The sequence below is a fragment of the Mesorhizobium sp. WSM4849 genome (assembly GCF_055811385.1).
Window position 1 is genome coordinate 1 of record NZ_JBVVPW010000024.1, and the last position, 26,721, is coordinate 26,721.

Annotated in this window: 26 protein-coding genes and 2 pseudogenes; 6 read left to right on the forward strand and 22 right to left on the reverse strand. The window is 63.5% G+C overall.

The genetic code is table 11. From position 1 onward, the window contains the following. Positions 1–149 precede the first annotated feature (149 nt). The 9 genes and pseudogenes from AC0L3L_RS24560 to AC0L3L_RS24600 form a co-directional block, all read right to left on the reverse strand. Positions 150–716 (reverse strand): hypothetical protein, encoded by a 567-nt coding sequence (locus AC0L3L_RS24560; RefSeq protein ID WP_473639422.1) that lies wholly within the window; start codon positions 714–716, stop codon positions 150–152. After that, positions 713–1,498: a DsbA family protein gene (locus AC0L3L_RS24565; protein WP_473639423.1), complete on the reverse strand. Its 786-nt coding sequence runs from the start codon at positions 1,496–1,498 to the stop codon at positions 713–715. Before AC0L3L_RS24565 ends, AC0L3L_RS24560 begins: the two co-directional genes overlap by 4 nt. A 59-nt stretch (positions 1,499–1,557) precedes the next feature. Next, the gene (locus AC0L3L_RS24570; RefSeq protein ID WP_473639425.1) at positions 1,558–2,310 is read right to left on the reverse strand and encodes an SCO family protein; all 753 of its coding nucleotides are present in this window, start codon (positions 2,308–2,310) and stop codon (positions 1,558–1,560) included. Between the two features lie 78 nt (positions 2,311–2,388). Beyond that, a complete protein-coding gene (locus AC0L3L_RS24575) occupies positions 2,389–2,916 on the reverse strand; it encodes a TlpA family protein disulfide reductase (protein ID WP_473639426.1) in 528 nt (175 codons plus the stop codon). Between the two features lie 7 nt (positions 2,917–2,923). Then, the gene (locus tag AC0L3L_RS24580; protein ID WP_473639428.1) at positions 2,924–3,364 is read right to left on the reverse strand and encodes a DUF411 domain-containing protein; all 441 of its coding nucleotides are present in this window, start codon (positions 3,362–3,364) and stop codon (positions 2,924–2,926) included. Between the two features lie 30 nt (positions 3,365–3,394). Then, a pseudogene (locus AC0L3L_RS24585) lies at positions 3,395–4,751 on the reverse strand (multicopper oxidase family protein). Between the two features lie 212 nt (positions 4,752–4,963). Continuing rightward, complete coding sequence (locus tag AC0L3L_RS24590; protein ID WP_473639430.1) at positions 4,964–5,326, reverse strand: hypothetical protein; 363 nt, start codon at positions 5,324–5,326, stop codon at positions 4,964–4,966. Between the two features lie 248 nt (positions 5,327–5,574). Then, positions 5,575–5,709, reverse strand: a pseudogene (locus AC0L3L_RS24595) (GDCCVxC domain-containing (seleno)protein); the annotation flags it as partial. A 14-nt stretch (positions 5,710–5,723) separates the two neighbouring features. Then, the gene (locus AC0L3L_RS24600) at positions 5,724–6,383 is read right to left on the reverse strand and encodes a cation efflux transmembrane domain-containing protein (protein WP_473639431.1); all 660 of its coding nucleotides are present in this window, start codon (positions 6,381–6,383) and stop codon (positions 5,724–5,726) included. 684 nt (positions 6,384–7,067) lie between these two features. Here AC0L3L_RS24600 and AC0L3L_RS24605 point away from each other — a divergent pair. The 3 genes from AC0L3L_RS24605 (at position 7,068) to AC0L3L_RS24615 (ending at position 10,802) form a co-directional block, all read left to right on the forward strand. Further along, complete coding sequence (locus AC0L3L_RS24605; RefSeq protein ID WP_473639433.1) at positions 7,068–8,603, forward strand: DUF2778 domain-containing protein; 1,536 nt, start codon at positions 7,068–7,070, stop codon at positions 8,601–8,603. A gap of 277 nt (positions 8,604–8,880) precedes the next feature. Beyond that, entirely contained in the window at positions 8,881–9,666 is a 786-nt protein-coding gene (locus AC0L3L_RS24610; RefSeq protein ID WP_473639435.1) for a ThuA domain-containing protein, read from the forward strand. 77 nt (positions 9,667–9,743) lie between these two features. Further along, positions 9,744–10,802, forward strand: a complete 1,059-nt coding sequence (locus tag AC0L3L_RS24615) for a Gfo/Idh/MocA family protein (protein ID WP_473639437.1) — start codon at positions 9,744–9,746, stop codon at positions 10,800–10,802. A 132-nt stretch (positions 10,803–10,934) separates the two neighbouring features. On the opposite strand, the gene AC0L3L_RS24620 is transcribed toward AC0L3L_RS24615, so the two are convergent. Beyond that, a complete protein-coding gene (locus tag AC0L3L_RS24620) occupies positions 10,935–11,795 on the reverse strand; it encodes an alpha/beta fold hydrolase (protein ID WP_473639439.1) in 861 nt (286 codons plus the stop codon). Positions 11,796–11,797: 2 nt separating this feature from the next. Further along, positions 11,798–12,400 carry a TetR/AcrR family transcriptional regulator gene (locus tag AC0L3L_RS24625; RefSeq protein WP_473487497.1) on the reverse strand — a complete coding sequence of 201 codons (603 nt, stop codon included), beginning with the start codon at positions 12,398–12,400 and terminating at the stop codon, positions 11,798–11,800. 126 nt (positions 12,401–12,526) lie between these two features. Between AC0L3L_RS24625 and AC0L3L_RS24630 the strand changes: the two genes are divergently transcribed. Next, positions 12,527–13,528, forward strand: coding sequence for an NADP-dependent oxidoreductase (locus AC0L3L_RS24630; RefSeq protein WP_473639441.1), 1,002 nt, complete (start codon positions 12,527–12,529; stop codon positions 13,526–13,528). Positions 13,529–13,570: 42 nt separating this feature from the next. Here the strand turns inward: AC0L3L_RS24630 and AC0L3L_RS24635 are convergent, their stop codons facing one another. The 7 genes from AC0L3L_RS24635 to AC0L3L_RS24665 form a co-directional block, all read right to left on the reverse strand. Further along, positions 13,571–14,299, reverse strand: a complete 729-nt coding sequence (locus AC0L3L_RS24635; protein ID WP_473639562.1) for an amino acid ABC transporter ATP-binding protein — start codon at positions 14,297–14,299, stop codon at positions 13,571–13,573. Between the two features lie 26 nt (positions 14,300–14,325). Further along, the gene (locus AC0L3L_RS24640) at positions 14,326–15,000 is read right to left on the reverse strand and encodes an amino acid ABC transporter permease (RefSeq protein WP_473639442.1); all 675 of its coding nucleotides are present in this window, start codon (positions 14,998–15,000) and stop codon (positions 14,326–14,328) included. After that, positions 14,997–15,668 carry an amino acid ABC transporter permease gene (locus AC0L3L_RS24645; protein WP_473639444.1) on the reverse strand — a complete coding sequence of 224 codons (672 nt, stop codon included), beginning with the start codon at positions 15,666–15,668 and terminating at the stop codon, positions 14,997–14,999. The genes AC0L3L_RS24640 and AC0L3L_RS24645 overlap by 4 nt, the downstream gene beginning before the upstream one ends. A gap of 81 nt (positions 15,669–15,749) precedes the next feature. Further along, positions 15,750–16,556 (reverse strand): ABC transporter substrate-binding protein, encoded by an 807-nt coding sequence (locus AC0L3L_RS24650; RefSeq protein ID WP_473639446.1) that lies wholly within the window; start codon positions 16,554–16,556, stop codon positions 15,750–15,752. A 109-nt stretch (positions 16,557–16,665) separates the two neighbouring features. After that, entirely contained in the window at positions 16,666–17,829 is a 1,164-nt protein-coding gene (locus AC0L3L_RS24655; RefSeq protein ID WP_473639448.1) for a saccharopine dehydrogenase family protein, read from the reverse strand. After that, a complete protein-coding gene (locus AC0L3L_RS24660) occupies positions 17,826–18,362 on the reverse strand; it encodes an Lrp/AsnC family transcriptional regulator (RefSeq protein WP_095518778.1) in 537 nt (178 codons plus the stop codon). The genes AC0L3L_RS24655 and AC0L3L_RS24660 overlap by 4 nt, the downstream gene beginning before the upstream one ends. A 162-nt stretch (positions 18,363–18,524) precedes the next feature. Beyond that, positions 18,525–19,448 (reverse strand): LysR family transcriptional regulator, encoded by a 924-nt coding sequence (locus AC0L3L_RS24665; RefSeq protein ID WP_473639450.1) that lies wholly within the window; start codon positions 19,446–19,448, stop codon positions 18,525–18,527. Positions 19,449–19,541: 93 nt separating this feature from the next. On the opposite strand from AC0L3L_RS24665, the gene AC0L3L_RS24670 reads away from it, so the two are divergent. Next, the gene (locus tag AC0L3L_RS24670) at positions 19,542–20,378 is read left to right on the forward strand and encodes an NAD(P)H-dependent oxidoreductase (protein ID WP_473639452.1); all 837 of its coding nucleotides are present in this window, start codon (positions 19,542–19,544) and stop codon (positions 20,376–20,378) included. A gap of 50 nt (positions 20,379–20,428) precedes the next feature. Here the strand turns inward: AC0L3L_RS24670 and AC0L3L_RS24675 are convergent, their stop codons facing one another. From AC0L3L_RS24675 to AC0L3L_RS24685, 3 genes are all read right to left on the reverse strand, one after another. After that, positions 20,429–21,154: a 3-keto-5-aminohexanoate cleavage protein gene (locus AC0L3L_RS24675; RefSeq protein WP_473639453.1), complete on the reverse strand. Its 726-nt coding sequence runs from the start codon at positions 21,152–21,154 to the stop codon at positions 20,429–20,431. Between the two features lie 294 nt (positions 21,155–21,448). Further along, complete coding sequence (locus AC0L3L_RS24680) at positions 21,449–22,804, reverse strand: sigma-54-dependent transcriptional regulator (protein WP_473639455.1); 1,356 nt, start codon at positions 22,802–22,804, stop codon at positions 21,449–21,451. A 14-nt stretch (positions 22,805–22,818) separates the two neighbouring features. Next, positions 22,819–24,678, reverse strand: coding sequence for a sensor histidine kinase (locus AC0L3L_RS24685; RefSeq protein ID WP_473639457.1), 1,860 nt, complete (start codon positions 24,676–24,678; stop codon positions 22,819–22,821). A 239-nt stretch (positions 24,679–24,917) separates the two neighbouring features. Between AC0L3L_RS24685 and AC0L3L_RS24690 the strand changes: the two genes are divergently transcribed. Next, a complete protein-coding gene (locus AC0L3L_RS24690) occupies positions 24,918–26,249 on the forward strand; it encodes a dicarboxylate/amino acid:cation symporter (RefSeq protein ID WP_123148166.1) in 1,332 nt (443 codons plus the stop codon). Between the two features lie 112 nt (positions 26,250–26,361). Here AC0L3L_RS24690 and AC0L3L_RS24695 read toward each other — a convergent pair whose 3' ends face one another. Then, a complete protein-coding gene (locus tag AC0L3L_RS24695; RefSeq protein WP_473526934.1) occupies positions 26,362–26,571 on the reverse strand; it encodes a hypothetical protein in 210 nt (69 codons plus the stop codon). Positions 26,572–26,721 lie beyond the last annotated feature (150 nt).

Consider the following 26,721-nt stretch of genomic DNA (forward strand, 5'->3'; position numbering starts at 1 on the left):
CCCCTCAGTTGGGACAAAGCGCTCCAACGCAGATCACTTTCAAGGTTGACGCGAAAATCGCTTTCTTCACGGACGACGAATTAGTTCGCCCTACACTTCGGTCAAGACGGTAGGGAACCCCGATCGGCCGCCTGTCGCCTTGGTCGTTTTTATATACCCCCGCCGCAGCCGTCTGACAGGTCCCAGACGTCGACGACCTTCTCGCCGGTGAACCCATGCTCGCGGATCAGGAACTTCGCCAGTCCGCCGTACACTTCCCATCGCCAGCATTGGCAGCAGCATGGTCCCTTCTCTTCGGAATTTGCCATCGCATAATCGTAGGCCTGCTGTTCGGCAGCGGTGAGTTTCAGATCGTAGTAAGGCATCACCTTCTGCGCGACGCCCGCCGGAATATCGTACGGATCGCTTGGGATCATCGCGATGTCGCGGTACTTGGTCAGGCCGTTCACCTGCTCGACATAGCGCTTCATCTCCATCGGGCTGCAGCAGGAGCCCGTGATCCGCGCCGTGCTCGGCAAGGTTGCAATGGACTCCGTGAACTTGGCCGAGCAGGTGCTGTTGCCATGCTGGCTGAGATCTTTGAAACGGCGCACTATTTCGGGATCCTCAGCGGCGATTGCCAAATCCAGCCGCTTGAGGAAGCTCACAATGGCAGCGGTGCCAAAAACGCCGCCCAGAACAACCGTTCGTCGATTTGGAGGCGATATCTCGCTCATTTGCTGCTCCTTGCATGGTCGATCAATTTCTTCATCGTCGCAAGGTCGGTGGCGCCGGGGAAAATCTGGTCGCCAACGACAAAGCCCGGCGTTCCGCTGATTTTCAGCGCCTGAGCCAGTTGCGCGTTCCGATCTATCGCCGCCTGAATGTCCGGAAGCTGCATATCCGTCTTCAGGCGGGGTACATCGAGGCCGATCTCGGCGGCGACCCTGAGCACGACCGCCTCGGTCACTCGGGTCCTGGCGTCATACAAGGCCTTGTGGAACTCCGCATATTTGCCCTGGCGCTGAGCAGCGAGCGCCGCCTTGGCCGCAAATACGGAATCCGGTCCGAGGATGGGGAATTCCTTGTAGACGATCCTGAGCTGCGGGTCGTCGGCCGCCGCCTGCGCCATGATCGGCGCCACCTGGCGGCAATAGGAGCAATTGTAGTCGAAGAATTCGGCCATGGTGACATCGCCGCTGGCGTTGCCGCCGACAGGGCTGGCCGGGTCACGGAAAATCTCGTCGGCCCTTGCCGCCAAGGCGGCTTTCGCCGCTTTTGCCTCGGCCTCGCGCTGGCGCGCGTCCAGGCTCTGCAGGGCCTCCATGATCACCTCGGGGTGGGCGAGGATATAGTCGTGGATGCGCTGGTCGAACTGGTCCTGAGACATCTCGCCTGCGGCGATGGCCTGACCCTGCAGTCCGGGACCGAGCGCGAGCCAGGCCATTGCGCAGGCCAGCATGAGGGCACAGGCCATTTTGCCGATGGCTCTGCCCAATGGCTTGGATTTGTGGACCACAGGGTTCTCCTTCCTTTTGTTTCGCCGGACAGACGGCACCTCCGAATAATGGTCATGCCTCAGAACATGCCCTTGATTGTCGCCCACCACCCCGTTTCCTGCTCATGGTGCGGATGCTCGACATTGTTGGTGAGCGCATTGACGAAGGTGACGAGATTGACCGCCGCGAAACTCAGGCCGTGGAAATTCGCCCGCCAATGGCCTTCCTTGTCGATCACATGAGTGACGGTGCCGTGCATCTGGTAACCGTCATCGGTCAAGGCGAACTTGTGGCCGAAGGCTTCCGCGAGCTTCCGGGTCGCATCGTCCGGCTGGTCCGCGGCCGTGGTCAGGAACAGCCAATTGACCGGGTCGAGCCCGTGCGCCGGCCCGTAATTGCGCAGCACGTCTGGCGTGTCCCTCGTCGGGTCGGTGGTGATACTCACAAAGGTGACCCGGTCCTTCATCGGCGTGGCATTCACCATCGTCTGGATCTCGGCGATCTTCTCGGTATGCAGGGGGCACACATCGGGGCAGGATGTGTAGATGAAGTGGAGGATGACGACCTTGCTGCGCAGATCGGCCGTTCGCACGACGCGCCCATCGGCGGTGCGCAGCGTGAAATCGGGCGCCGGCTTGTCGATCGGCTGGAAATATTTCTCGTCGCTCTGAAGCATGGCGTCGATTTCGTCGAGCGAGTGCGCCTGCGCCGGATGCACAAAGCCCGCGATCAACGCCGCGATTGCGATCAGGCTTCGCAGCAAACGGATCCATTCGCCGAATGCCAACGCAACGCGGCGAGCCTGCGGCTCGTCTTGGACCCGGATAAGCATCAGTCACTGCCTTTCAACATGGTCGGCGAGGTCTCGCTGGCCCCGGTCAGTTCTGTTGCGGACATGTCCTTTCCTTTCTCAGTTGGCGGCGATGCGGCTGCGGATGAAGTCGACCATTTCAGGCGCATCCCATTCGGCCGGCCCGATCAGCCGGCCAATTTCCTTGCCGTCGCGATCGACCAGCAAGGTTGCCGGAAGGCCGACGGTGCCGATCGCGAACATGGCCTTGCCGGAGGTATCAATATTGAGGGCGAGATGCTTGATGCCGATCTCGGCGAAGAACTTCTTCACGATGTCCGGGCCGGCGCGGTCCATCGACAGCGCGACGACCTCGAAATCCGGCCCGCCGAGTTCTGCTTGCAGCCGGTCGAGGGTCGGCATCTCCTTCCGGCAGGGCGCGCACCATGTCGCCCAGATGTTGAGCAGCACGACCTTGCCGCGGAAATCCGCAATCGTTTTCGGTTGGCCGTTACCGTCCTCAAACCGGATTTCCGGCACCGGCACCGGGGTTTCGTGAACGGCAAAATTCTGCGGCGGTTCGGTAGCCGATGCCGACCGCGAAAACGCCAGCAGCACGCCAACCAGGGCCATGGCCAGTTTGCTCACGATGCCCTCACTCCGTCGCGTAGACGGTAGGCGCCTGGCCGTCCTTGGTGAAGGCGTAGATCGTCCAGGTCCCTGCCTTCTCGCCACCCATGCCGGGTGCGCCCGTCGGCATGCCGGCCAGCGTGATGCCTGATATGGCGGGCCGTTCGGTCAAAAGCTTCTTGACGATATCGACCGGCACCAGACCGTCGACGACGTAGCCGTCGACCATCAGCGTATGGCAGCCTTCGAGGTCGGCGGGCACGCCGGCATCGCTGCTGATCTGGGAGAGGTTGTTGACCGGCTTGACATCGACTTTGAAGCCGTTCTGTTCGAGATAGGCGGCATAGGCCTCGCAGCAGCTGCATTGCGGGTTCTTGTACATGATGGCGTTGATCGTCGCGGCAAGCGCGGGCATTGGTGTTGCGATTGCGACCGCGAAGGCGGCGAAGGCGTAGATCGGTTTCATTGCAGTTCTCCTTGGTTGAATGAAAAAGCTTTACGTCACGCGGAACACGGTCATGAGGCCGGTCATCTGGTGGTCGGCGACATGGCAGTGCAGCATCCAGTCGCCGGGATTGTCGGCAACGAAGGCGCATTCGATCGTGTCCTTGGGGGCAAGCAGCACTGTATCCTGCCATTGCCGGTGCGGCACCGCCGCACCGTTGCGCGACAGCATCGACATGCTGAAGCCGTGGACGTGCATGGGATGCCACCAGGCGGTCTCGTTGCGCATGGTGGCAGGTCGCGCCGCGTTTCAGCGTGAATTGCGGCGCCATGCCGGCGTGGCCGTCGCCGGTCATCGACATGCCGTTGATCGCCCAGGCGGCAGTGCCGTTCATGCCGTGTGTCGCCATCCCCATCATGCCGCCGACGCCGGCCAGCTTGCCGCCACCCATCATGCCGCCTTGCAGCACGATCTCCTGGCGCTCGGCCTTGGCGAGGTCCGGGCTCGGCAGCGGATTGGCTGGCAAGCGCAAGGGCGCATCGAGAGGATGGGCTTGCAGCGGTGGCCCGGCATCGTAGGCGAGGCTGGTCAGCGTATAAGCCAGGCCGTCATAGAACTCGTCGGTCACGGCGTACCGCTTGCCCGGATCGCCCTGCATGTCGAGCATCACATCGATGCGCATGGCGGGCGCAAGCACGAGACGGCCGCCTTCCGGTTCGTGCGGATCGCAGGGCTGGCCGTCGATCGCGACGATGATCGGGCGGTGGCCTTCGAAGCGCAAAGCCATCATGCGGGCCAGCGACGCATTGGCCAGCCGCAGCCTGATGCGCTCGCCAGCGTGCACCGGCTGGTCCGTCGGCGCGGCACCATTGATGGTGACGACATTGCCGACGCGGCCTGACATCGCCGCATCCATCATGTTGCCGAAGCCGGGAGCGATTTGCCCATCCTTGGTGAGCCGCCAGTCCTGCAGAAGCCACAACAGCTCGCGATCGACGGCGACCGGCTCACGCTCCTCGACGATGAGCGCGCCGGCAAGCCCGCGGCCGAGCTGCACGAGGCTGTCGGCATGCGGATGGTACCAGAAGGTGCCGGCATCGGGCGGCGTGAACTCATAGACGAAATTTTCGCCCGGCCTGATCGGCGGCTGAGTGAGGCCCGGCACGCCGTCCATAGTGTTTGGCAACCGGATGCCATGCCAGTGAACCGTGGTGTCCTCGTCCAGTCCGTTTTCGACGGTGATGCGAACCGGTTCGTGCTGCCGCAAGCGCAGCGTCGGACCGGGGACGGTGCCGTCATAGGCCCAGACGGCGGTCTGCTGGCCGCCACTTGTCAGCAAGGCCTGGCTTGGCGCGACCGCAATACGCCGGTGTTCGACAGCAGCGGCCCGCAATGATGACGGCTGCATCGCGACAGCCGCAGAGGCGCCCGCCACCTGGAGAAACCTCCGGCGCGAAACAACAAAACTGAAATCGCTGTTCACTCTTCGACCCTTTTGTAAACCACGCAACCGATGGCGCAGAGCGCCGTCGTCGTTGCCATGTGCGAACTAGTCACGGTGCTGAACGCGCAAAGACAACCGGACGCAGACATCACCCGCTCAATGCAGGAGACGTGGCGTCAGGCGTGATCGCTGGGTTTTGGAGGGGATGGGTCGGGCAGGGGTGTATGCCCGCAAAGCAGCGGGTAGGGCGATGGCTCCGGTTGCTGTGCCCGCAGCATCATCGTCGCGGCGAGGCCCTGCGGCAGCACCGCCAGCACCGGAGCGATACAGGTCGGTGGACACTGCATCGGGTTGCCGTTGTCGTCAGCGCCCTCGAGGTACGCGCCGCAATCGCTGTCCATGGTGCTTGCCGCGTCTGTCGCCATGCCTACGTCGCCAGCCATGGTCATCCCGGTCATCGTCGCCATTTTCGCCGACATGATGCTGGCTTGGGCGGCGGACAGGCTGAACCCGGCGGTCAGGAAGACCGCGAGCAGCATGACCAGGAATTGCTTTGGCGACCGGCGTGCGATCATCCACCTAGGCTGGCCTTAAAAAGCGGCATTTGCAAGCCGAAACGCTGAGCCGCGACGTTCAGGCCCATCCCTTGACGGGCATTTGGACAGGATGCATTCGTCAGTCATGGCAAACTCCGTCACAGCAGGACGCCCTATCCTCCTGCAGGCGCCTCCTGGACCGGCGGACATGGCACATCGCCGTAGGAGCAGAAGACGCAACAGTCCCCTGCCTTCGGCCGAAGCAGTGTCCCGCAGCCCTTGCACTCGTAGAAGAACCGGCAGGCATCGGTAGGCATCACTTCGGAAACCCGATGTCCGCAGTGGGGACAGGTAAGGATGGATGTGAGTTGCGTCACGCGGATCATAATGCAGTCGTGTCTCAGTTTGAAATCTGACCGGTTCTCTTTTCGTAAAGATCACGCTTGCCCGTATCAAGTTCGGCGCGCGACTGCTGCAGGACGACAATCGCGCCCTGGAGAGCCAATCCCGCCATGATGGCTGCGACGATGATGTCCGGCCAACCAGCGCCGGTACCGAAAACACCCAGTGCGGCCAACAGCACCGCCAGATTGCCCAGCACGTCGTTGCGGGTGCAAATCCATGCCGAGCGCATGTTGGCGTCACCGCCCCTGTAAGCCCACAGGAGCCCGAACGATGCAGCATTGGCCAGCAGCGCGGCAAGCCCGACCGCACCCATTGTAGACGCTTCCGGAAGGGTTGCGTGCATTGCGTGCCAGATGGCGACGCCGATCACCCAGAGGCCGAAAACGCCCATGGTCGCGCCCTTGGCAAACGCCGCCATGGCGCGATGCCGCAAAGCCATGCCGACCACAAACAGGCTGATGGCGTGGTTGCCGGCGTCGCCCAGGAAGTCGAGAGCGTCAGCCTGGAGCGAGGCAGATCCCGCCGCCACGCCGGCGCCGATTTCGACCGCAAACATTGCCACGTTGATACCCAATACCGCCCAAAGAACACGCCTATACGAAGCGTCCTCCTGCTTCGACGGTTCGTGATCCTGTCCGCAGCATTCTGCGCCCATTGCGATCTCCGTGCCTTCCGCCAAGTATACAGTAGTTCCAGTTCATGACCTCCGAAAATCGAAATCGATTTTTGCTGCGCTGACCTTCGATTCGGAAAGGTTCATGCGCAAGATCCAAGTGCTATAGCGTCCTTTGCGCGTCCAAACGGCCACGCGGCGCTGTAGGTCGGACGCGACGGGAGGCCGGTCATGCGCTCGTCCTTGTCAAGGTCTGAACGGGTCGGATGCCGCTGGAAGCGCGATCGCCTTTCCCGATACCGGCCAGGCTGCAGGCGGCATTGCCGCGCGCAAACGATCATGGATGACCCGGTATTTTTGACCTGAATTCACCTCTACCTGGCGCCCGCCCAGGCAAGGTCTAATCCTTTCGTTTTCTTGACTCGGCCTGCAAAAACGGGCAGCAAAGCCTGACACGGAGGGCTTTTCCGCCATTTTCTAGTTTTTGGAGGGAGCTTTTTTGATATCGACCTTCGCCCAATCGGCGATCGGTAGAGGGATTGGTTAACCAAGTTTGTCCATCTTTTGAATCAATCGGCAACAGACGCGAAGCGTGCAGGGGGCACCAGGCGACTGTGATTGTGACGGCTGCGAGCCCCGCATGCCGCAAGGCCGATTGAGGTTGGTTGTATGGCGTTTGTGCGTTTGAAAAACCGGGGTGATAATCCTGATACTGGAGTTACTTCGATGAGGCCCGGCCTGCGCTGGGCCGCGATTCCCATTGTTGGCGTGGCGATCGCTGGGTGGTCGGTGGCGACCGTGGCCGGTCTCCATTCGATGGGAACCTCGCTCACCGCCGCCTCCAACAGTCTTCCGCCAAGCCTGCTCGCGCCGCGCACCATCGCGCTCGCCGATCCCCAGCGCACGCTTGCCAATTCATGGGCCAATTCATGGACCAATTCGTGGGCGCCGTCACTGGCAAGCCGGCAGCGTCAGGCGTCGCTGCTCAGCCGATGTGATGCCGGTTGCGCGCAGGCAGCCGCGAGCTTCGTGCATGAAGGCAAGGTTGCGCGTCTCAAGCCGTTAGCGCGGCCGGATACTGTGGCGCCTGTCGCAAAAATCTCGCCGCAAGCGCGCTTCGACGGCGTGGTGGCGAAAGCGGCGCTATCGCCGCAAAAGATTGCTGCTGCCTTTGCCCGCGCCTCCGGCGGGGCCGCGCCGTTTGCGGTCGCCAGTCTGCCGACGGGCCAGCGATTTGCGGAGCCGGTGCGCCTGCCCGATCAGCATGGCCCCGCGTCGGTGCGCTTCGGGCCCGAGATCGCTGAGATCGAACGATCCTCGCGTCTGGCACTGGCGCTAGCGAATGCATTGCCGGAACAGATGATCGATGTGCTGCCGCAAGTGACGACGGCTGACCCTGCTGCGTCGCAAGAGGGCGAGGTGCAGATGGCCTCGCTGCCGCCGCAGGACGAGATGTCCGACAGCGTTCCCTTGCCGACCTTTCGCCCGCATGCGGAAATCGATCAGTCAGACGAGGCGCCCGGGGTCGACGCACTCAAGGTCGACGCACCCAAGGCCAAAGCGCCCAAGGTCCAGGCATCGAAGGCCGCCAAGGCCCAATCTCAGCCATCCAAAGCCAACAGGGTGCAGGCCGCCACCGCTCCGCACGTCGAGATACCCCGGGCGCCAGCGTTGTCGCCGAGGAATTCGTCGTCAGCGGCTGTGCCAAGCATGCAAGGCAGCCCGGGCATGCAAGGCAGCCAGGGCATGCAGGGCAGCCCGGGCATGCAAAGCAGCCCGGGCAAGCCGGCCAAGCGGTCGAAAGCCGCAGACATGCTGGCCTATGCTAAGCCCGACAGCCCGGCGGGCGGCGGGGCCTTCCGCAACCTGTTCAGCAGGCCCGGCGTGGGCAGCGGCGTCGCCGTCTACGACATCTCGGCGAAAACCGTCTATATGCCGGACGGCTCACGGCTCGAGGCGCATTCGGGACGGGGCTCGATGGCCGACCAGCCGCGCTATGCCAACCGGAAGAATGCCGGCCCGACGCCGCCCCACACCTACGATTTGAGGCTGCGCGAATCGCGCTTCCATGGGGTGGAGGCTCTGCGCCTCACTCCTATCGACGGCAAAAACAAATATGGCCGCGACGGCTTTCTTGCCCACACCTACCTGCTGCGCGGCGGCCGCGCGGAATCGAGCGGCTGCGTCGCCTTCAAAGACTACGCCCGCTTCCTCGCCGCCTTCAAGAAGGGCAAGATCAAGCGTCTCGTCGTGCGCGGCTAACCAAGCCGCTAATGCAGGTCGCGTCGGAAGGGCGTGGAGTGTAGCGCGCCTGTAGCGGTGCAGAATGTAAGCCGCTCTGCAGCGATCCTTCGCGCCCCCCTTGTGTCCGGCCGGACAGAGGGGGGCCGCCAGGATCGCTGGGTTTGCCGTATGGACTTTCCCCGCCGGATTTCCACCCAATTGTCAGCAACCGACCTCGAAACCGTTTTCATTCCCGGCCGAGGATACTAAGACTGACCGGACCGGGGCGGCGGATTCAACCATTCAAGAGGATGTCATGACTATACGCGCTGTCGTTTGGGGCGAGAATATCCATGAGCGTACCAATGAGGTGGTCGCTGGAATCTACCCCGAGGGCATGCACGCAACGATCGCCGACGCGCTGAAGCTTGACCCGGAAATTTCCGTATCGTGGGCGACGCTCGAACAGCCGGAGCATGGCCTGCCGGCCGACCGTTTGGCCCAAACCGATGTGCTCGTGTGGTGGGGACACAAGGACCATGGCGCCGTCGCCGACGAAGTCGTCGAGCGCGTGGCGCGCCGCGTCTGGGAAGGCATGGGGCTGATCGTCCTTCACTCCGGCCATTTCTCGAAGATATTCAAGACGCTGATGGGTACGCCCTGCACGCTGAAATGGCGCGAAGCCGGCGAGCGCGAGCGGCTCTGGGTGACGAGCCCCAACCACCCGATCGCTGCCGGGATCGGCGAGTATTTCGAGCTCGAGAACGAGGAGATGTATGGCGAGCAGTTCGCCGTGCCGGAGCCGCTGGAAACGGTTTTCATCTCCTGGTTCCAGGGCGGCGAAGTGTTCCGGTCGGGGCTGACCTATCGTCGGGGCGCCGGCAAGATCTTCTATTTCAGGCCAGGCCACGAGACCTATCCGACCTATCACGACGCCACCGTCCACAAGGTGCTGCGCAACGCGGTGAAATGGGCGCACAACCCGCTCGGCTCAAACCCGGCCATCCTCGATGCGCCGAATGTGCCGGTGGAGAAGGCGCTGGAGCCGATCGTCGAGCGCGGCGGAAGACTTCATGCCGCGGGCGAAGCCGGTTTTCGCTAGGCGCCTATTCCGAAGCTTCGGTTCGGAAAATCTACGGTCGAACAACAAGATAAAGCCTCATCCTAAGGATAAGAATCATGCGTCTCCTGATACTCGGCACCGGCTGGATGGCGGAAGAGCACGCCAGGCAGTTCAGCAAGATCGAAGGCGTCGAGCTGGTCGGCGCCGTCGATCTCGACCGCGCGCGTGTCGACAAGTTTTCGGACAGCTACGGTATCCCCAACCGGTTCGCGTCGCTGGAAAACGCGCTCGCATGGGACAAGTTCGACGCGGTGGCGAACGTGACGCCGGATCGCATCCACCATCCGACCACCATGATGCTGATCGCGGCGGGCAAGCCGGTGCTGTGCGAAAAACCGCTGGCCGAAAATTACCAGAGGGCCAGTGAAATGGCCGATGCCGCCGAGCAAGCCGGCATCATCAACATGGTCAACTTGACGTATCGCAACGTCGCCCCGCTGCAGAAGGCGCGCACCATGGTGCTGGCCGGCGAGATCGGCCAGATCAGGCATGTCGAAGCGTCCTATCTGCAGAGCTGGCTGGTTTCCAAATTCTGGGGCGACTGGCGCACCGATCCGAAATGGCTGTGGCGGCTGTCGCGCGGCCACGGCTCCAATGGCGTGCTGGGCGATGTCGGCATCCACATCCTCGATTTCGCCAGCTATGGCGCGGCGCTCGACATCGACCATGTGTTCTGCCGCCTCAGGTCATTCGACAAGGCGCCCGGCAACCGGATCGGCGAGTACGAACTCGACGCCAACGACAGTTTCACCATGGCGCTGGATTTCAGCAACGGCGCCTTCGGCGTCGTCCATGCCAGCCGCTGGGCAACCGGTCATCTCAACGAATTGCGGCTGCGCATCTATGGCGACAAGGGCGGCATCGAGGTCGTGCACAATCTGAAAAACTCGGAGCTGAAAGCGTGCATGGGCGAGAACATCGAGAACGCCAAATGGCAGGTTCTCGATGCCGGAACTGTGCCGACCAACTACCAGCGCTTTGTCGATGCGGTGCGCACGGGCGTTCCGCCTGAGCCGTCGTTCCGCCACGCGGCTGAATTGCAGAAGGTGCTCGATCTCGCCGTCGTCTCCGACGAGAAGCGGGCAGAGCTCAGGGCCCATGCGGATACACAATAAGCTTGGGTTCCTCGCCCCGGCGAGGTGGGGGTGAGGAACCCAGGTCCTGCGGAGTCTTCGTCCGCTACAGACCTTCAACCTTGCGTTGCAGACGACAGCTAGTCGTCACCCGATGGATCGGACCAAGCGCCGTTAGGCCTCGAGGAAGTCCAGGGCCTTTTTCACGAAGGCGTCGTGATACTGAAAAATGGCCGTATGCCCGCCGTCCTCGTACAGGACCAGCTCGGCATTGGGAAAGCGCCGTGCCATGTCGACGGAATTGCTGGTGGGCACCATTCTGTCGTGATCGCCATTCACCACAAGGACCGGGTGCCGGATACGCGACAGGTCGGCAGGGCGCTCCTGGCCAAAGGCACGGACCGCCTTGAGCTGCTGGTTGAAGGCGCCGAGCGCGATGGGCTTGTCGCGGTCATTGGTCCGTTCCTTTAATCGCTGCAGAAACTCGCGCGCCGCCTTCTTGCCGTTGGGGCTTCGGGTGAAGAAGAGGTAGTTCTTTGGGTCCTTGATGGTCAGCGCGGCGCGGATCATGTCGAAGATGGTGACGAACGTCACCTTGTCGATGCCGACACCACCGGCCGGGCCGGTTCCCGCGAGTATGATCTTGCGAACCAGATCAGGCTCCAGCTGAACAATCGCCTGGGCGATGAAGCCGCCAAGAGACAGGCCGAGCAGGTCGACCTGCTCGAAACCGAGGGCCCGGATGAAGGCGATCGCGTCGCGGGCCATCGCCTCCACCGTGTTGGGAGTGGACCCGCCTGATGCACCAACACCACGGTTATAGAAGGTGATAACTCGCCGTTTTGCGGCAATACCATCGACGACCCGGGGATCCCAATTGTCGAGAACCGCACTCAGATGGGTAAGAAAGATCACCGGTACCCCGGTTGTGGGCCCAAGTTCCCGGTAGGCGAATTTCGTACCGCCGACGTCAACCGTTTTCGTCGGCACGTCCCTGTGTTTGATGATCGCCGCAGGTCGCGACAGATGATGCACGTTCATGATGGTTTCCCTTCTTCTGGCTTGTCGTTCTCGCGGAGCTGGAGCAGCGCCTTCGCCGCTATCGCGCCAGCCTCAAGAATGCGGTCGGACAGTTCGGTTCCGTTCACCGCGCGGGACAGCTCAAGCGTGCCGATCAGGGTCGCAAAGACGCCGAACGCGACACCTTCGGGGTCGCGGGCGTCGGGCGTAAGTTCGGCCGCCACCTGGCGTACCAGCTTGAGCAGGTGTTCGGCGTAGACTTGGCGCGTCTCTGCCGGCTCACGCGCAATTTCGGGCAACAGCGCGGCTGAAGCGCAACCTTTGCCTGGATTGTCTCGGTGTTCCGTCGACAGATACGCGTCGATGGCCAGTGACGCGCCGCCAGCGGCCAACAGTTCCTGGATCTGGGTCGCCTGAACCTCCAGGGCGGCCGCCAAACTCTCACGCACAAGCGCCGCCTTGGACGGAAAATGGGGATAGAAAGCTCCATTGGTCAGTCCCGCCTCGCCCATGATGCCTGCGAGACCTGATGCAGCGATGCCGTCGGAGCGAAACCGGTCGGTCGCCACATCCATGATCCGCTGCCGCGATGCTTCCTTCCTGCCCTTCTCGTAGCGCATGTTTTTCTCCTTCAATCAGCTATTGCATTACGATCATATTATCATTAAGTGATCGTAATGCAATAGCGCGGCGCATCGGAGATGTCGATCGGGCGCTCCGGGTCTCCTCAATTTGGGAAAGCTACAATGAAGGCCTTCATCGTCGATCGATACGCAAAGAATGCTCCCCTGCGGCTTGGAGAAGTTCCGGAGCCGGAAGTAGGGGAGAATGACGTGCTGGTGCAGATCCATGCCGCCAGTCTCAATCTGCTGGACTCAAAGATCAGGGACGGAGAATTCAAACTCATCCTGCCCTATCGCCCGCCCTTCGTTGCAGGCCATGACGTGGCTGGAACGGTCATTCGCGTCGGCTCGAAGGTCCGACAGTTCAAACCGGGCGACGAGGTCTACGCGCGACCGCGCGACGGTCGAGTCGGGACTTTCGCTGAATACATCGCCATAAATGATGCGGACGTGGCCCTGAAGCCGAAGAACCTCAGTATGGAAGAGGCTGCGTCCATTCCCCTGGTGGGGCTGACCGCCTGGCAGGCGCTGATTGAAAGAGCGAAGCTGAAGAAAGGACAGAAGGTCTTCGTTCAGGCTGGTTCCGGCGGAGTGGGAACATTCGCCATTCAGTTGGCAAAGCACCTCGGCGCGACGGTCGCCACGACAACGAGCGCGTCCAACATGGATATGGTCAGGAATCTGGGCGCCGATGTCATCATCGACTACAAGAAGGATGACTTCGAGAAAGTCCTCTCGGGCTACGACGTCGTCCTGAACAGCCAGGACAACAAGACCCTCGAAAAGTCCCTGCGTGTGTTGAAATCAGGCGGCGTCGCCGTTTCGATCTCCGGTCCGCCCGATCCGGAGTTTGCCGGGGAGAAGGCTCTGAGCATGGTGCTGAACTTGGTCATGCGCTTTTTGAGCGCCGGCATCAGGAGGCGGGCCAAACGCGCAGGTGTCCGATATTCGTTCCTGTTCATGACGGCCAATGGGGCGCAGTTGACCAAGATCACGTCTCTCATCGAGTCGGGCGTTATCCGCCCGGTCATAGATCGCGTCTTCCCGCTTGAGTTGACCAATGAGGCCTTGGCCTACATCGAGCAGGGCCGCGCCAAGGGCAAGGTTGTCATCAAGGTCAAATAGCTTTGCAAGGCTTCAGGCGGCGAACCTTCGCTTCCGGCAATCCTAATGCCGCAGGATCTTGCTCAGGAAGGCGCGGTTGCGGTCGGTCTTGGGATGCGAGAAGAATTCGTCGGGCGTGCCGCTCTCGACGATGGCGCCGGCATCCATGAACACCACGCGCTGGGCGACCTTGCGGGCAAAGCCCATCTCGTGCGTCACCACCATCATGGTCATGCCTTCCTCAGCGACCGCGACCATGACGTCGAGCACTTCCGAGATCATCTCGGGGTCGAGCGCCGAGGTCGGCTCGTCGAACAGCATGATCTTGGGGCGCATGCCGAGGCAGCGGGCGATCGCCACGCGCTGCTGCTGGCCGCCGGAGAGTTGTGCGGGATAGGCATTGACCTTGTCGGCAAGGCCGACCTTAGCAAGCAGCTCGCGGCCGGCCTTTTCGGCTTCGGCGCGCGGGATCTTGCGGACATGGATCGGCGCCAGCGTCACGTTTTCAAGTGCGGTCTTGTGCGGATACAAGTTGAACGACTGGAAGACGAAGCCGATCTCGGTGCGCAGCCGCATCATGTTGGTGGCGGGGTCGCCGAGGCGCTGGCCGTCGACCACCAGGTCGCCGTCGCGGATCGTCTCCAGACCGTTGATGCAGCGGATCAGGGTGCTCTTTCCTGAGCCGCTCGGGCCGCAGACGACGACCACTTCGCGCGGCTCGACGCTGAGCGTGATGTCTTTCAGCACATTGAGCGGGCCGAACCATTTGTTGACCCCGCGAAACTCGATCATGCCGGTGCGGCCTTTGCTGGGGTTCGTCATATCTGCACCTCGCCATGGGCCGCACCGATGCGCTGCTCAAGCCGGCGGGCCAGCAGGATCAGCGGATAACAGACGATGAAATAGCCGAGGCCGATGAGGAAGAAGACCAGCAGGCCGTTGGGCACACGCTGCACCACCAGCCAGCCGACGCGGGTGAGGTCGGTGAGCCCGATGGCCGAAACAACAGAGGAATCCTTGATCAGCAGCACATATTGCCCGACCAGCGGCGGCAGCACGATGCGCATCGCCTGCGGCAGCACTACCTGGCGCATGCGCTGCCAGCGCGAGAGGCCGGACGCCAGCGCCGCCTCGACCTGGCCGGTCGGCACCGAGCGGATGCCGGCGACGACGATCTCGCAGATGAAGCAGGCGGCCAGATTGGTCAGCGCGATGATGCCGGCGGTGAAGGCGTCGAGCTCGATGCCGAGTTCCGGCAGGATGAAGAAGATCAGGAAGATCTGCACCAGGAATGGCGTGCCGCGGGTCAGGTCGACCCAGGCGCCGATCGCACCGCTGATCAGCCGGTTGCCGCCGGTCCGCAGGATGCTGAGGCCAAAGCCGATCAGCGTACCCAGCACCAGGCTGACCAGCGACAGCACCACGGTCATGCCGAGGCCGCGCAGGGCGAGGGGATAGCTGCCGGCTATGCTTTGCAGCTGCTGCCAGATCATGTCCGTGCCCCCGCTAGGCCGAGCCAGCGCCCGGACAGTGCCGCCAGTCCCTTCAGCCCGTAATAGAGCAGGAGGTAGAAGGCGGCGATGGTGATGATACCTTCCGCCGGCATGAAGCGGTCGGAGGCGAGCAATTGCCCGGCGCGAGTCAGTTCGGCGACCGCGATCAGTGACAGCAGAGCGGAATCCTTGACCAGCACGATCGCCTGGCCGAGCAGCGGCGGGATCGTCACCTTGAACGCCTGCGGCAGGATGACCAGTCGCATGCGCTGGACATAGGTCATCCCCGAAGCGACGCCGGCCTCGACCTGGCCGCGCGGGATCGACAGGATGCCGGCGCGGATGATCTCGGCGACATAGGCGCCGCTGTTCAGCGACAGAGCGAGAATGCCGACGACGAGCTCAGGCAGGATGATGCCGAGCCGCGGCAGGCCGAAATAGAAGAAATAAAGCTGCGCCAGCAAGGGCGTGGCGCGCACCGCGTCGATATAGGCCTTGGCCGGGATGCGGAACAGCCGGCCGCGCTGCTGGTTCATGGCGGCGAGCACGATGCCGACGGCGAGCGCGCCGGCAAAGGCGAGGACAGACAGCCACCCGGTCGTGATGAGGCCCTGCCCGAACAGGGGCAGATATTCGACGATAGTGCGGAAGCTGAAATTTTCGAGCATCGCTGGAAGGGGTCCCTCAGGCGATCAAGCGGCTTCGCGAAGCGCCGAGGCGCACGCGAAACCGCTCGGATCTACCGCTGCTTAGTGGTCTTTCTTCCAGTCGTCGGAATTGACCCAGTAGTCGAGGTTCTTCTGCAGGCGGCCGTCGAGGCTGACCTGATCGAGGAACAGGTTCATCCAGGTCAGCAGGTCCTGCTCGTCATAGCGCGTGGCGAAGGCCAGCGGCTCCTTCGACAGCATGTCCGGCATGATGGTGAAGCTGCCGGCCGGATAGGCGGTCGACTGGCCCTTGACCGCCGAGACGTCGTTGACGCCGCAATCGGCCTGGCCGTTGTTGACGGCGTCGAGCAGCAGCGGGCCGCCGCCCTTGTAGCTCTTGATGTCGGCGTCGGGGAAGGCCTTCTTGGCCTCCTTCTCGCCGGTGGCGCCGAGCAGCACGGCGATCTTGGTGCCCTTGGCCTTGCAGTCCTCGGTGGATTTGAATTTGCCGTCGGCTTTGGTGAAGACGGTGCTGCCGGTGTACATGTAAGGCTTGGTGAAGGCGACCTTCATCGCCCGCGCCAGCGTCGGCGTCATGTCGGCGACCAGAAGATCGGCCTTGCCCGACAGCAGCGCCGGGATCAGGCCGTCCCAATCGAAATCCAAAAAGGTGATCTTCACGCCCATTTCCTTGGCCATCAGTTCGGCAAGCTCGACCGAACTGCCGGTGCGTTCGCCGGCAGCGCCGACCAGCGAGAAGGGCGGTCCCTGCGTCTGCACGGCAACACGCAATTCGCCGCGCTTGGTGATCTCGTCGAGCGTTCCGGCACTGGCCGCGGCAGTGAGGCCGGCGAGCGCAAGGCCTGCGATGAAAAGCTTGGCCATCTTCGCAATCTTCATTGGCTTCATTGGGCATTCCTCCTTGTTGTCGTTTGTTGTTTTCACTTTGTTGTTCACCCTTGGGGGTGCTGTTTGAGCAGCAGCGCCGTTGCCGGCGGCGACCACCGTTCGAAAATCCTCAATCCCAGCTGATCGTTTCGGATACTCGTATTCCGCGCCGGGCCAGCTCATCGAGGAAGGGGCCGTCGGGCACATGCAGCAGCGGGTTGAGCAGACCGGGTTCAGTGATTTCGCCCCGGGCCAGCATCTGCGCCACGATACTTGCGGGATAGCCGACGCCGAGGCTCATGCCGAACAAGCCGGAGGCGAGATCGCGTTCGATGATCAGGTCCGATGTCACTGTCTTGCGACGGCCGCCCTGGGTGCCGGTAAAGACATTGCGCATCACGCAAAGGTCCTTCTCGTCGGCGCCATATTTCAGTTGCGGGCCGAGCAGCCGGCCGAGAAATTCGCGTGGGCTGGCGCCAACGCCGGGCACCTTGTCTTCGGAGAGGAAGCCGAGCTCCTTCAGGGGCGCCCAGAACGCCGACCAGCCCGGCCAGCGCAGCGAATAGCGGCCGGAGCGCTGCAGCCCCTTGGCGGCGGCAAGCATGCCGGCGTAATGCGGTGCATCGCCATTGGGGAAGGCTTCCAGTCTGCCCAGCCCCTCGACCTCGATCTGATGGATGAACGGATTGTCGTGCTGGCGGCCGGCCGGCACCTCGACCCGTTGGCCGTCCTCGACCAGCACGCTGTCGCGGTTCTGGCTCATCAGAACCATGTCGAAGTTCCAGCTCACCTTGTAGCATAGCGGCTTGGCCATCGCCTTCGGCTCGGGGATACCGCCGCAATAGGAATCGATCGCCGTAATGGCGTTGAATTCACGGGCGGCGCGTGCGTAGAGCACGAGGTCGATGCCGGGGTCGAGCCCGCATTCGGTCATGATCGAAACGCCGGCCTTTTCCGCTGCCGGGGCGAGATCGGCGATCGTCTTGCCGTAATTGGTAGTGACCAGCGGCGTGCGCGACGCGATCGCGGCCTGCACCGCCTCGCGCATCAGCGGCTGCGGCAACAGATCGATGGCGGCGTCGACACCCGCCAGCACGTTCGCCAACACAGGGGCGATCGCGCCCTCGGGCACGACGAAACGCACGCGGGTAAGGTCGGCCAGTCCGCCAAGTCGGGCTGCGCCATCCCGGGCGGCATCGACGCAGATGACTTCTTCGACGCCGGCGCTGGCGATGAGATCGGCGATCGCCGCACGGCCCTGCAGGCCGAGGCCGCCGAGGACCGCGATCTTCATGGCATTTCCTTTCGGCCAGTTTCGTGCCGCCCAGTTTCGTCGCGCTTGGTCTCGTCCGACCAGCAGCCTTCCGGCAGGCTGACCCATTTGTTGCAGGAGGCCATGACGACGAAGGTCTCGCTGCGCACGACTTCGCCGGGCTCGCCCGCGCCGGGGATCAGCTCGCTGGTGACGCGATAGAGATCGGCGACATCGCCGGCCACCGTCACGTCGACGATGATGTCGAAGCGTCCGGTGACGACGGAGGCCGAGTTCACGAAAGGCAGTTCGGCGATGCGCTGCGCCAGTTCCCGAGCCCGGCCTCGCCCCTGCGCATTGATGCCGACGATCGCCGAGATCAATTCTGGGCGCTCGGTCAGGTTGAGTAGCCCGACGATCTTGAGCAGGTTGCGGTCGAGCAGGTTGCGCAACCGCATGCGCACCGTCGGCACCGAGACGGCCATCTTCTCGGCGAGCCGATTGACTCCAAGCTGCGCATCCTGTGACAGCAGCTTGACCAGTCGCCGGTCGGTCTGATCGAGATGTTCCCGCAAACGCTTAGGCTTTCATAAATGGAAAGAAATGATGAAGTTTTCTTTCTGATATGAAAACAGCTTAGGGTGTATCTTTTGAAATCGCAAGAGCGTTCGGCCGCCTGTCAACAGGGCCGAATGGTGTATCTTTGCCGGTGTCGTGGTCGACCGAGGGCATGCCGACTAACGCGGTTTCTCGATCCCCGGAATGCCGCGAATCCGCTCGGCGAGAAAATCGGCCAGCAGCCGGACCCTGGCAATGCCCGCGCGCTCCGGGACGATCAGCATGCTCAGCGGTACGGGAGGCGGGGTGTAGTCTGGCAGGATCACTTCCAGCCGGCCGGCGGCGAGGAGATCTTCGACAAGCCAGTGATGGGCAGGTGCGATACCGCGCCCGGCGACGAGCGCTTCGCGCGCTGCGAGCCCATGGTCGACCCGAAATCGGCCGCCAAAGGGTACCGCATGGCGTTCGCCGCCCGGCCCCTGCAGGGCGAGCGTGTCGCTCCCTGCGATGTTCGACATCCGGATGCCTTCATGGCCAGGCAGGTCCTGCGGGACAGCCGGTCTGCCCCGCGCCGCCAGATAGGCCGGCGACGCCACCAGCAGACGCCGGGACTGGCCGAGCGCCCGCAGCTTCATCGAGCTGTCGGTGAGCGGACCGAGTCGAAGCGCGATGTCGACTCCCTCCCGCACAAGGTCGATGCGCTCGTCGGTGAGGCTGAGATCGATCCCGATGTCGGGATAGCGGTCCTGAAAGGCGAAGATCAGCCGGCTGACGTGCAAGACCCCGAGCGCCGTCGTGCAGGATATCCGGATCGTGCCGGCCGACGCGCCGCGCGTGCCCCGTGCCTCGTCGCCGGCCTGCTCGACGAGGCGCAGGATCTGGACGCTGTCGGCATAGTAACGGCTGCCTTCATCGGTCATCGTGACCCGCCGGGTGGTCCTGCTGAGCAAGGACACCCCGACGGCGTCTTCGAGCTCGCGCAGATGCCGGGTGACCGTCGACTGCCCAACTCCGAGCTCGCGCGCCACCGCCGACAGGCTGCCGCGCTCGGCGACGCGAACGAAGGTGCGCATGCGCTCGAGCGTCACATCAGATCTATCCATTATTCGGCATAATCATATGCATTGCCTAGGCATAGCGGATCACCCCGGGGCTGGCTACCTTCAGCGTTCATTGTCCTTCTTCGGAGCTGACCCATGAAAGTCCTGCTTGTTTTTGCTCATCCTGAACCGCGTTCGCTCAACGGCGCACTGCGTGACGTGGCCATCAGGGAACTCGAGGCCGAGGGCCACGAGGTGAGGGTGTCGGACCTCTATGCCGATGGCTGGAAATCCGAGGTGGACCGTGCCGACTTTCCGTCGTGGCCGCCCGAAGAACGCCTCCTGCCGGCTGGGGCATCCAAAAAAGCTTTTACGACCAACACTCTGACCGCTGACGTTAAAGCGGAAATCGACAAGCTGCTGTGGGCCGACACGCTGATCCTCCAGTTCCCGCTGTGGTGGTACGCCATGCCGGCGATCCTCAAGGGCTGGGTCGACCGGGTGTACGCCTACGGCTTCGCCTATGGTGTCGGCGAGCATAGCGACAAGCGATGGGGTGACCGCTTTGGCGAGGGAACGCTCGCCGGCAAGCGCGCGATGCTGATCGTGACCGCCGGCGGCTGGGAGGAGCATTATTCCGCCCGCGGCGTCAACGGCCCGATCGACGACCTGCTGTTCCCGATCAATCACGGGATCCTTTACTATCCGGGTTACGACGTGCTTCCGCCGTTCGTGGTCTACAGAGTGGATCGTTTCGGGGAGGCCGATTTCGAGCCTGTCGCTGAGCGCCTGCGCGAAAGGATGCGGACGCTCGAGACAACCCGACCCATTCCCTATCGGCAGCAGAATGGCGGCGACTACCACATCCCGAGCATGCAGCTCCGCTCTGAACTGGGCGACCCGGGCGCCACAGGGTTCGCGCTCCACCAGGACGGCGCAGTCGCAACCGCGAAGTCGGCGACGCCGCGTTCGACTTTGCGGGACGTGGCCTGACGCTGGATCCCGAAAAGATTTGGCAAGGCGCCCGAAGCCTACGGATTGAATCAGCGGCCGGCCCGGAAAATCGCCACCGCAGCAGCCGTCAGTGCTGCATTGTCCGATGCCGTAGTGCCGTCCGGAAGCGCCTTGCCGTCCTCCAGCCCGACTCGCGTCGACCAGTTGCGTTCCGCCGCCCTGCGGACGAACGGCCACACCGTGGCGTCGGCACCATGCAGCAGGATGGCGCGACGCATCCCGGCGCGGTCGAGCACCGCCGCGATGCCGTCGCAGACCTCCAGCGCCGCGTCCAACTCCTGCTCGGAGATCTCGATCAGGATGCGCAGCACTTGGTTGCCACGGTCAAGCCGGACCAGGCGCTCGGCGTCAGCGACGGAGGCGAGCCCGGCCTCGATGCCGATGCCGCGCTGCCGCAGGCTTTGCATGACTTCGGGCGCGGCTTCCTCGCTCAGATTGACCGAGGCGTAGTCGGGCAGCTCGCTCCAGCCGGCGATCGCGGCAAGCGTCCGCTCGTCGTCGTTCTCGATCCAGGCGCCGGTTGAGACGCCGATCAGCGTTCCCGGGCAGGCGCGGCGCAGCGCCAGCACGGTCGGGTTCATCGCCTCAGGCGCGAGGCTTTCGCGACCATCGAGCCCGCGCGCATGGACATGCAGCTCGGCCGCACCGGCGGCCACGCAGGCCGCGCCGTCTCGCGCCATGGCTTCCGCGTCAAGCGGCAGCTGCGGATGGAAATCGGCGCTGCGCGCCCCATTGATGCAGGTCTGGACAATCATGAAATGGTGGTCCGGTTGGCGTGGACCAAGTGTAGCGTAGGATGGCGAAAACCGGAATCGGGTTCGCGTCAGCAGAGTTGCTGCGGAGAGGGACGTTTGCAGACGTTGGCGCTGCCCCTCATTGCCCTGCCGGGCATTTCTCCCCGTAGAACGGGGAGAAAGAGGCTGGCCGCGACGTCGGCGCTCTTTCTGCAACCCTGCTGATTGGCGATATTTTCGGTGAAGGTGTCCTTCGGCCCGTTCTGCGGAGACAAGACGCCAGCAGGCAGATGAGGCCGAGGCGGCGGCCCTCCTTCATCTCGAAAACTCGCTGCGCACGATGCCGTGGCGCTGGAGCTTGTCGTAGAAGGTCTTGCGCGGAATCCCCAGCGCTTCGATCGTGCGCCTGACGTCGCCCTCGTTGCGGCCAAGCGTTTCGCGGATGATGTCGGCCTCGTAGCGCTCCAGCCGCTCCGGCAGCTTCATGGCGGCATCCGGCTGGGCTGGGGCAGGGGATGGCGCTCCGGCGTCTTCTTCCAGTCCAAGCACAAGCCGCTCGGCGAAATGCGCGAGTTCGCGCACATTGCCCGGCCAGTCATGCTCCCTGAGGTGGCGGTGCACCGAGGCCGGCACCGCCGGCAGCGGACGCCTGAAGCGGGCTGCGGCGCGCTCGGCGAAATAGAAGAACAGCAGGGCGACGTCGTCGCGGCGCTCGCGCAGCGGCGGAATGGAGATCGTCACCACGTTGAGCCGGTAGTAGAGGTCCTCGCGGAACGTGCCGCGCTGGTGCGGATCGCCGAGATCGACCTTGGCGGCGGCAACCACGCGCAGGTCCACCGGGCGCAACTCGTTGGTGCCGAGCGGCGTGACCTCGCGCATCTCCAGCACGCGCAGCATCTGCACCTGTGTCGAGACCGGCATGCTTTCGATCTCGTCGAGGAACAGCGTGCCGCCGCTGGCATGTTCGATGCGGCCGATCCGCTTCTTCTGCGCGCCGGTGAAGGCGCCCGCCTCATGGCCGAACAATTCGCTCTCGATGACCGTCTCCGGCAGCGTGCCGCAATTCAGCGCGACGAAATTGCCCTTGGCGCGGCGGCTCCAGCGATGCAGAAGGCTGGCCACCACCTCCTTGCCGGAACCGGTCTCGCCGGTCACCAGAACATCGACATCGGTGTCGGCGATCTGGCGCAGCGTCCGGCGCAGCCTTTCCATCGCCGGCGTCTGGCCGATCAGCGGCAGGCCGTCCTGCGCCTCTCCGGCCGCTTCGCGCAAGGCGCGGTTTTCCATCACCAGGCGGCGCTTTTCCGCGGCGCGGCGCACGCTCTGCACCAGCCGGTCGGCGGCGAAGGGCTTTGTGATGAAGTCGTAGGCACCGTCCTTGATCGCCTTGACGGCAACCGCGATGTCGCCATGCCCGGTGACGAGGATGACCGGAATGTCCGGGTCCAGCCGCAGGACGCGGTCGAAAAGCAGCAGGCCGTCGATCTCAGGCATGCGGATATCCGACACCACCACGCCGGCAAAACCGGCGTCGAGCGTCGCCAGCGCCTCGGCCGCCACCGAAAAAGCCGATACCGAGAAGCCGGCAAGCTCCAGCGTCTGCGCAGTGGCCTTCAGGAGATCGCTGTCGTCATCGATCAGGATGACTGGCGCGGCGTCATCGTTCGTCATTTCTGCTTTGGCCATTACGCTGCTTTTGCAAGATGGATGGTGAAGCGGGTGCCGCTGTCGTCGCTCGAAACCTCGATGCGGCCGCCGTAGTCGGCGACGATGTCCTTCGAGATGACGAGACCAAGGCCGAGGCCCTTTTCCTTGGACGTGTTGAACGGCGTGAACAGCGATTTAAGGATCGCAGGCGGAATGCCCGAGCCGTTGTCGGACACGCCGACCGTCACGCCGTCCGCCGTCTCTTCGACCGACACCTGCACCCTGGCATCGTCGCGGCCGTCCAGCGCTTCCAGCGCGTTCTGGAAGAGGTTGATCAGCACCTGTTCGAGCCGGACCCGGTTGCCCATCACTTTGAGGTTCGGCGGCGGCAATTCGATGGCCAGTGCGTCGAGCCGGCCGGCAAAGCGGCTTCTCAGCAGCACCACGGCGCCTTCGATGACGCCGCGCAGTTCGACAGGCTCGGCGGCAGTTCGGCCCTTGCGGGCAAAGGCCTTCAACTCCTCGGTGATGGTGCCGATGCGTTCGGTCAGTGCTGCGATGGCACCGAGGTTTTCCTCGACCGGCGAGGTCTGCTTCCTGTCGAGGAAGACGCGGGCGTTGTCGGCATAGGCGCGTATGGTGGCGACCGGCTGGTTGATCTCATGGGCGACGCCGGCGGCGACCTGGCCGAGGATGGCGAGGCGGTTGGCCTGGACCAGATCCTGCTGCACCACCTGCAGCTTGGCTTCGGTGCTGCGGTGGTCTGATATCTCGGCCTGCAGCCGGTCACGGGCGCGGCTCAGATCCTCGGTCCGTTCGACGACGCGGCGTTCGAGTTCGGTGCGCGCCGCCTGTTCGGCGGCGATCCGCATTTGTCCTGACTGCCGACGCCACAACAGATACGCAGCAAGGCCGAGCAACGGAACAACGACGCCGAGCGCAAGGAGCCGCATTTCACGGGCCGCGGCGGCGATCGGCGCCTCGGCCGGGACGAGATAGTCGAGCCGCCAGGGGGTCGAAGGGATCAGGGTTGAAAGCCTGAGATATTCCGCATCGCTGCCGCCGGGCGTCACGGCATGGACGATCGACATGTCCGGGCTAAGTGCCTGCGGGCGCGTGATCGGCAACGGCATCAGCAGTGCATCGCCGAACTGCTGGCTGTCCTGGATGGCGGCAAGATCAGGCCCGGCAAGCCGCGCCGTCGTCATGAAGCGCCAGGACGGCACGCTGGTGATCAGGACGACGCCATGCTCGTCGCTGACATAGGCCGGGCGGTTCGCCTCGCGCCAGTCGGCCTCGAGCTGATCGAACTCCGCCTTGACGACGACGACGCCGAGCGGTGCGGCAGCATCGCCGACGCGGCGCGAGATGTAGAGGCCGGGGCGTTTGCTGACATTGCCGAGCGCGAAATATTCGGCGGTTCCCGATTGCATCGCCGCGGAGAAATAATCGCGGAACCGGTAGTCGTTGCCGACGAAACTGATCGGGTCGCGCCAGTTGCTGGAGGCGATCGCCAGCCCGTTGGTGCCGATGACATAGAGCACCGAAGCCTTGGTGCCGGAGACCAGCCCTTCGAGCTTGCGGTTCAGCACATCGGTTGCAGCACCACTTTTCTGCGCCAGCGCGTCGCGCACCTGCTGGTCTTCCGACAGCAGCAGGGGCAGGGCGCGCGGGCTTTCCAGCACAGCGCGCAGCAATGCGACCTTCAGATTGGCATCGGTGCGAGCTTGCGCCGCCAAGGCCCTGACCTCGGTGGTGCGGCCATAGAGGCCGGCGCCGTAAAGTGCGACCGTGGCGATCGCAAGGGCGATGGCCGCAAACAGCAGCCAGGCATGGCGCGCTCGCCTGCCGAGTTGCTCGGGCGTCGACGACAAGGCAGCGGAGGGGCGTTGAAGCATCGCCCATTTGTGCATGATTTCGCACAAATCACAATTCGGCTATGCGAATATCCGCACTTTCTGTGTGCGAAGCGACCTCGTGAGTTCTGGAATACTCAATAAAATCAAATTGATAGTCTCTTTTCCGCGCACTTGGCACGGCAGTTGCAGACACGACTTCGGCGGTCGCGAGGCTGCTGGGGGTCAACGCAATTGCTCCGGGAGGTCGAGCTTTCGATCGGAGCACAATGGAGGACGTCATGCAGACAGTATTCGCTGCCGCCGAGCCGCGCGGCAAACTTCCTTTCTACCGGCATCTCTATGTGCAGGTGCTCGCGGCGATCGCCGCCGGCGTGCTTCTCGGCCACTTCTATCCCGAAACCGGTGAGGCGATGAAGCCGTTCGGCGACGCCTTCATCAAGCTGGTGAAGATGGTGATCGCGCCGGTGATCTTCCTCACGGTGGCGACCGGCATCGCCGGCGTTTCCGACCTGCAGAAGGTGGGCCGCGTCGCCGGCAAGGCGATGATCTATTTCCTGGTGTTCTCGACGCTGGCGCTGGTCGTCGGTCTCGTCGTCTCCAATGTCGTCCAGCCCGGCGCCGGCATGCACATCAATCCGGCTACGCTCGACGCCACAAAGGTGGCGACGTATGCCGAAAAGGCGCACGACACCAGCATCGTCGGCTTCCTGATGAACATCATCCCCGACACGATCACCGGCGCTTTTGCGAAGGGCGACATCCTGCAAGTGCTGTTCTTTTCGGTGCTGTTCGGGCTCGCTCTTGCGCTGGTTGGCGACCGCGGCCGCCCGGTCGTCGATTTCCTGCAGGCACTGACCACGCCGATCTTCCGCCTCGTCGCCATCCTGATGAAGGCCGCGCCCATCGGCGCCTTCGGCGCCATGGCCTTCACCATCGGCAAATACGGCATCGGCTCGATCGCCAACCTCGCCATGCTGATCGGCACATTCTACCTGACCGCGCTGCTGTTCGTGCTGGTGGTGCTCGGCGCGGTCGCCCGCTACAACGGCTTCTCGATCCTGGCGCTGATCCGCTACATCAAGGAAGAGCTGCTGCTGGTGCTCGGCACCTCGTCCTCGGAAGCGGCACTGCCGGGCCTGATGGCCAAGATGGAGCGCGCGGGCTGCAACCGCTCGGTGGTCGGCCTGGTCGTCCCGACCGGCTATTCCTTCAACCTCGACGGCACCAACATCTACATGACGCTGGCCGCGCTGTTCATCGCGCAGGCGACAGACACGCCGCTCACCTTCGGCGACCAGATCCTGCTGCTCGCCGTCGCCATGCTGAGCTCCAAGGGTGCCGCCGGCATCACCGGTGCCGGCTTCATCACGCTTGCTGCGACGCTTTCGGTAGTTCCCACCGTGCCTCTCGCCGGCATGGCGCTGATCCTCGGCGTCGACCGCTTCATGTCGGAGTGCCGGGCACTGACCAACTTCGTCGGCAATGCGGTGGCGACCGTGGTCGTGGCGCGCTGGGAAGGGGAACTCGACCAGACCAAGTTTGCCGCCGCGATGGCCGGCGACTTGCCGGAGGAAGCCGATCTGTCGTTGCCGGGGCTGCAGGCAGCCTGACGTTCAGGCTGCACGGTCATATACCGAAGCCCGGCTGCCGCCGGCTTCGGTATAGCCGCCGCCAACCTCCAACATCTGCGATTATCCACAGTCCACGCCGCTGCGCGCTGCCTCAGATGTAACAGACTTGTGAGTCTTGTTCTTGGTGCGGGGCTTGTTCCAGCCGTATTTGAAGGTCAGTATCCGCCATGCCTTCAAGGCGCCCGTCCACCTCGATCCCGACCTGATCGCGACCGAAGGGCGAGACATTTCCGTCGGGCTCGGTTGCGACCGGCCGAAAACCGTCGGAGCTTTTGCTGCCGCCGACCACAACCTTGACCAAGGCGGCAGCCCTCGAAGGCATGGCGGCCTCAGTACGAAGTCGCAAAGCGAGCCCGTCTCCTGATGGAAAGCCGCAGGCTTTTCCTCAGGAAACTCGTCGGGCACTTGAAGAGGGGGCAGGCCCGTGCGCGGGATTTTGCCGAAACCAAAG

Excerpts from the sequence above, each read along its gene's own strand:
- AC0L3L_RS24560 (WP_473639422.1), bottom strand. The coding sequence starts at position 716 with ATGAGCGAGATATCGCCTCCAAATCGACGAACGGTTGTTCTGGGCGGC.
- AC0L3L_RS24570 (WP_473639425.1), bottom strand. The coding sequence starts at position 2,310 with ATGCTTATCCGGGTCCAAGACGAGCCGCAGGCTCGCCGCGTTGCGTTG.
- AC0L3L_RS24580 (WP_473639428.1), bottom strand. The coding sequence starts at position 3,364 with ATGAAACCGATCTACGCCTTCGCCGCCTTCGCGGTCGCAATCGCAACA.
- AC0L3L_RS24590 (WP_473639430.1), bottom strand. The coding sequence starts at position 5,326 with ATGCTGCTCGCGGTCTTCCTGACCGCCGGGTTCAGCCTGTCCGCCGCC.
- AC0L3L_RS24600 (WP_473639431.1), bottom strand. The coding sequence starts at position 6,383 with ATGGGCGCAGAATGCTGCGGACAGGATCACGAACCGTCGAAGCAGGAG.
- AC0L3L_RS24605 (WP_473639433.1), top strand. The coding sequence starts at position 7,068 with ATGAGGCCCGGCCTGCGCTGGGCCGCGATTCCCATTGTTGGCGTGGCG.
- AC0L3L_RS24610 (WP_473639435.1), top strand. The coding sequence starts at position 8,881 with ATGACTATACGCGCTGTCGTTTGGGGCGAGAATATCCATGAGCGTACC.
- AC0L3L_RS24615 (WP_473639437.1), top strand. The coding sequence starts at position 9,744 with ATGCGTCTCCTGATACTCGGCACCGGCTGGATGGCGGAAGAGCACGCC.
- AC0L3L_RS24625 (WP_473487497.1), bottom strand. The coding sequence starts at position 12,400 with ATGCGCTACGAGAAGGGCAGGAAGGAAGCATCGCGGCAGCGGATCATG.
- AC0L3L_RS24630 (WP_473639441.1), top strand. The coding sequence starts at position 12,527 with ATGAAGGCCTTCATCGTCGATCGATACGCAAAGAATGCTCCCCTGCGG.
- AC0L3L_RS24635 (WP_473639562.1), bottom strand. The coding sequence starts at position 14,299 with ATGATCGAGTTTCGCGGGGTCAACAAATGGTTCGGCCCGCTCAATGTG.
- AC0L3L_RS24640 (WP_473639442.1), bottom strand. The coding sequence starts at position 15,000 with ATGATCTGGCAGCAGCTGCAAAGCATAGCCGGCAGCTATCCCCTCGCC.
- AC0L3L_RS24645 (WP_473639444.1), bottom strand. The coding sequence starts at position 15,668 with ATGCTCGAAAATTTCAGCTTCCGCACTATCGTCGAATATCTGCCCCTG.
- AC0L3L_RS24650 (WP_473639446.1), bottom strand. The coding sequence starts at position 16,556 with ATGAAGCCAATGAAGATTGCGAAGATGGCCAAGCTTTTCATCGCAGGC.
- AC0L3L_RS24655 (WP_473639448.1), bottom strand. The coding sequence starts at position 17,829 with ATGAAGATCGCGGTCCTCGGCGGCCTCGGCCTGCAGGGCCGTGCGGCG.
- AC0L3L_RS24665 (WP_473639450.1), bottom strand. The coding sequence starts at position 19,448 with ATGGATAGATCTGATGTGACGCTCGAGCGCATGCGCACCTTCGTTCGC.
- AC0L3L_RS24670 (WP_473639452.1), top strand. The coding sequence starts at position 19,542 with ATGAAAGTCCTGCTTGTTTTTGCTCATCCTGAACCGCGTTCGCTCAAC.
- AC0L3L_RS24675 (WP_473639453.1), bottom strand. The coding sequence starts at position 21,154 with ATGATTGTCCAGACCTGCATCAATGGGGCGCGCAGCGCCGATTTCCAT.
- AC0L3L_RS24680 (WP_473639455.1), bottom strand. The coding sequence starts at position 22,804 with ATGACGAACGATGACGCCGCGCCAGTCATCCTGATCGATGACGACAGC.
- AC0L3L_RS24685 (WP_473639457.1), bottom strand. The coding sequence starts at position 24,678 with ATGCTTCAACGCCCCTCCGCTGCCTTGTCGTCGACGCCCGAGCAACTC.
- AC0L3L_RS24690 (WP_123148166.1), top strand. The coding sequence starts at position 24,918 with ATGCAGACAGTATTCGCTGCCGCCGAGCCGCGCGGCAAACTTCCTTTC.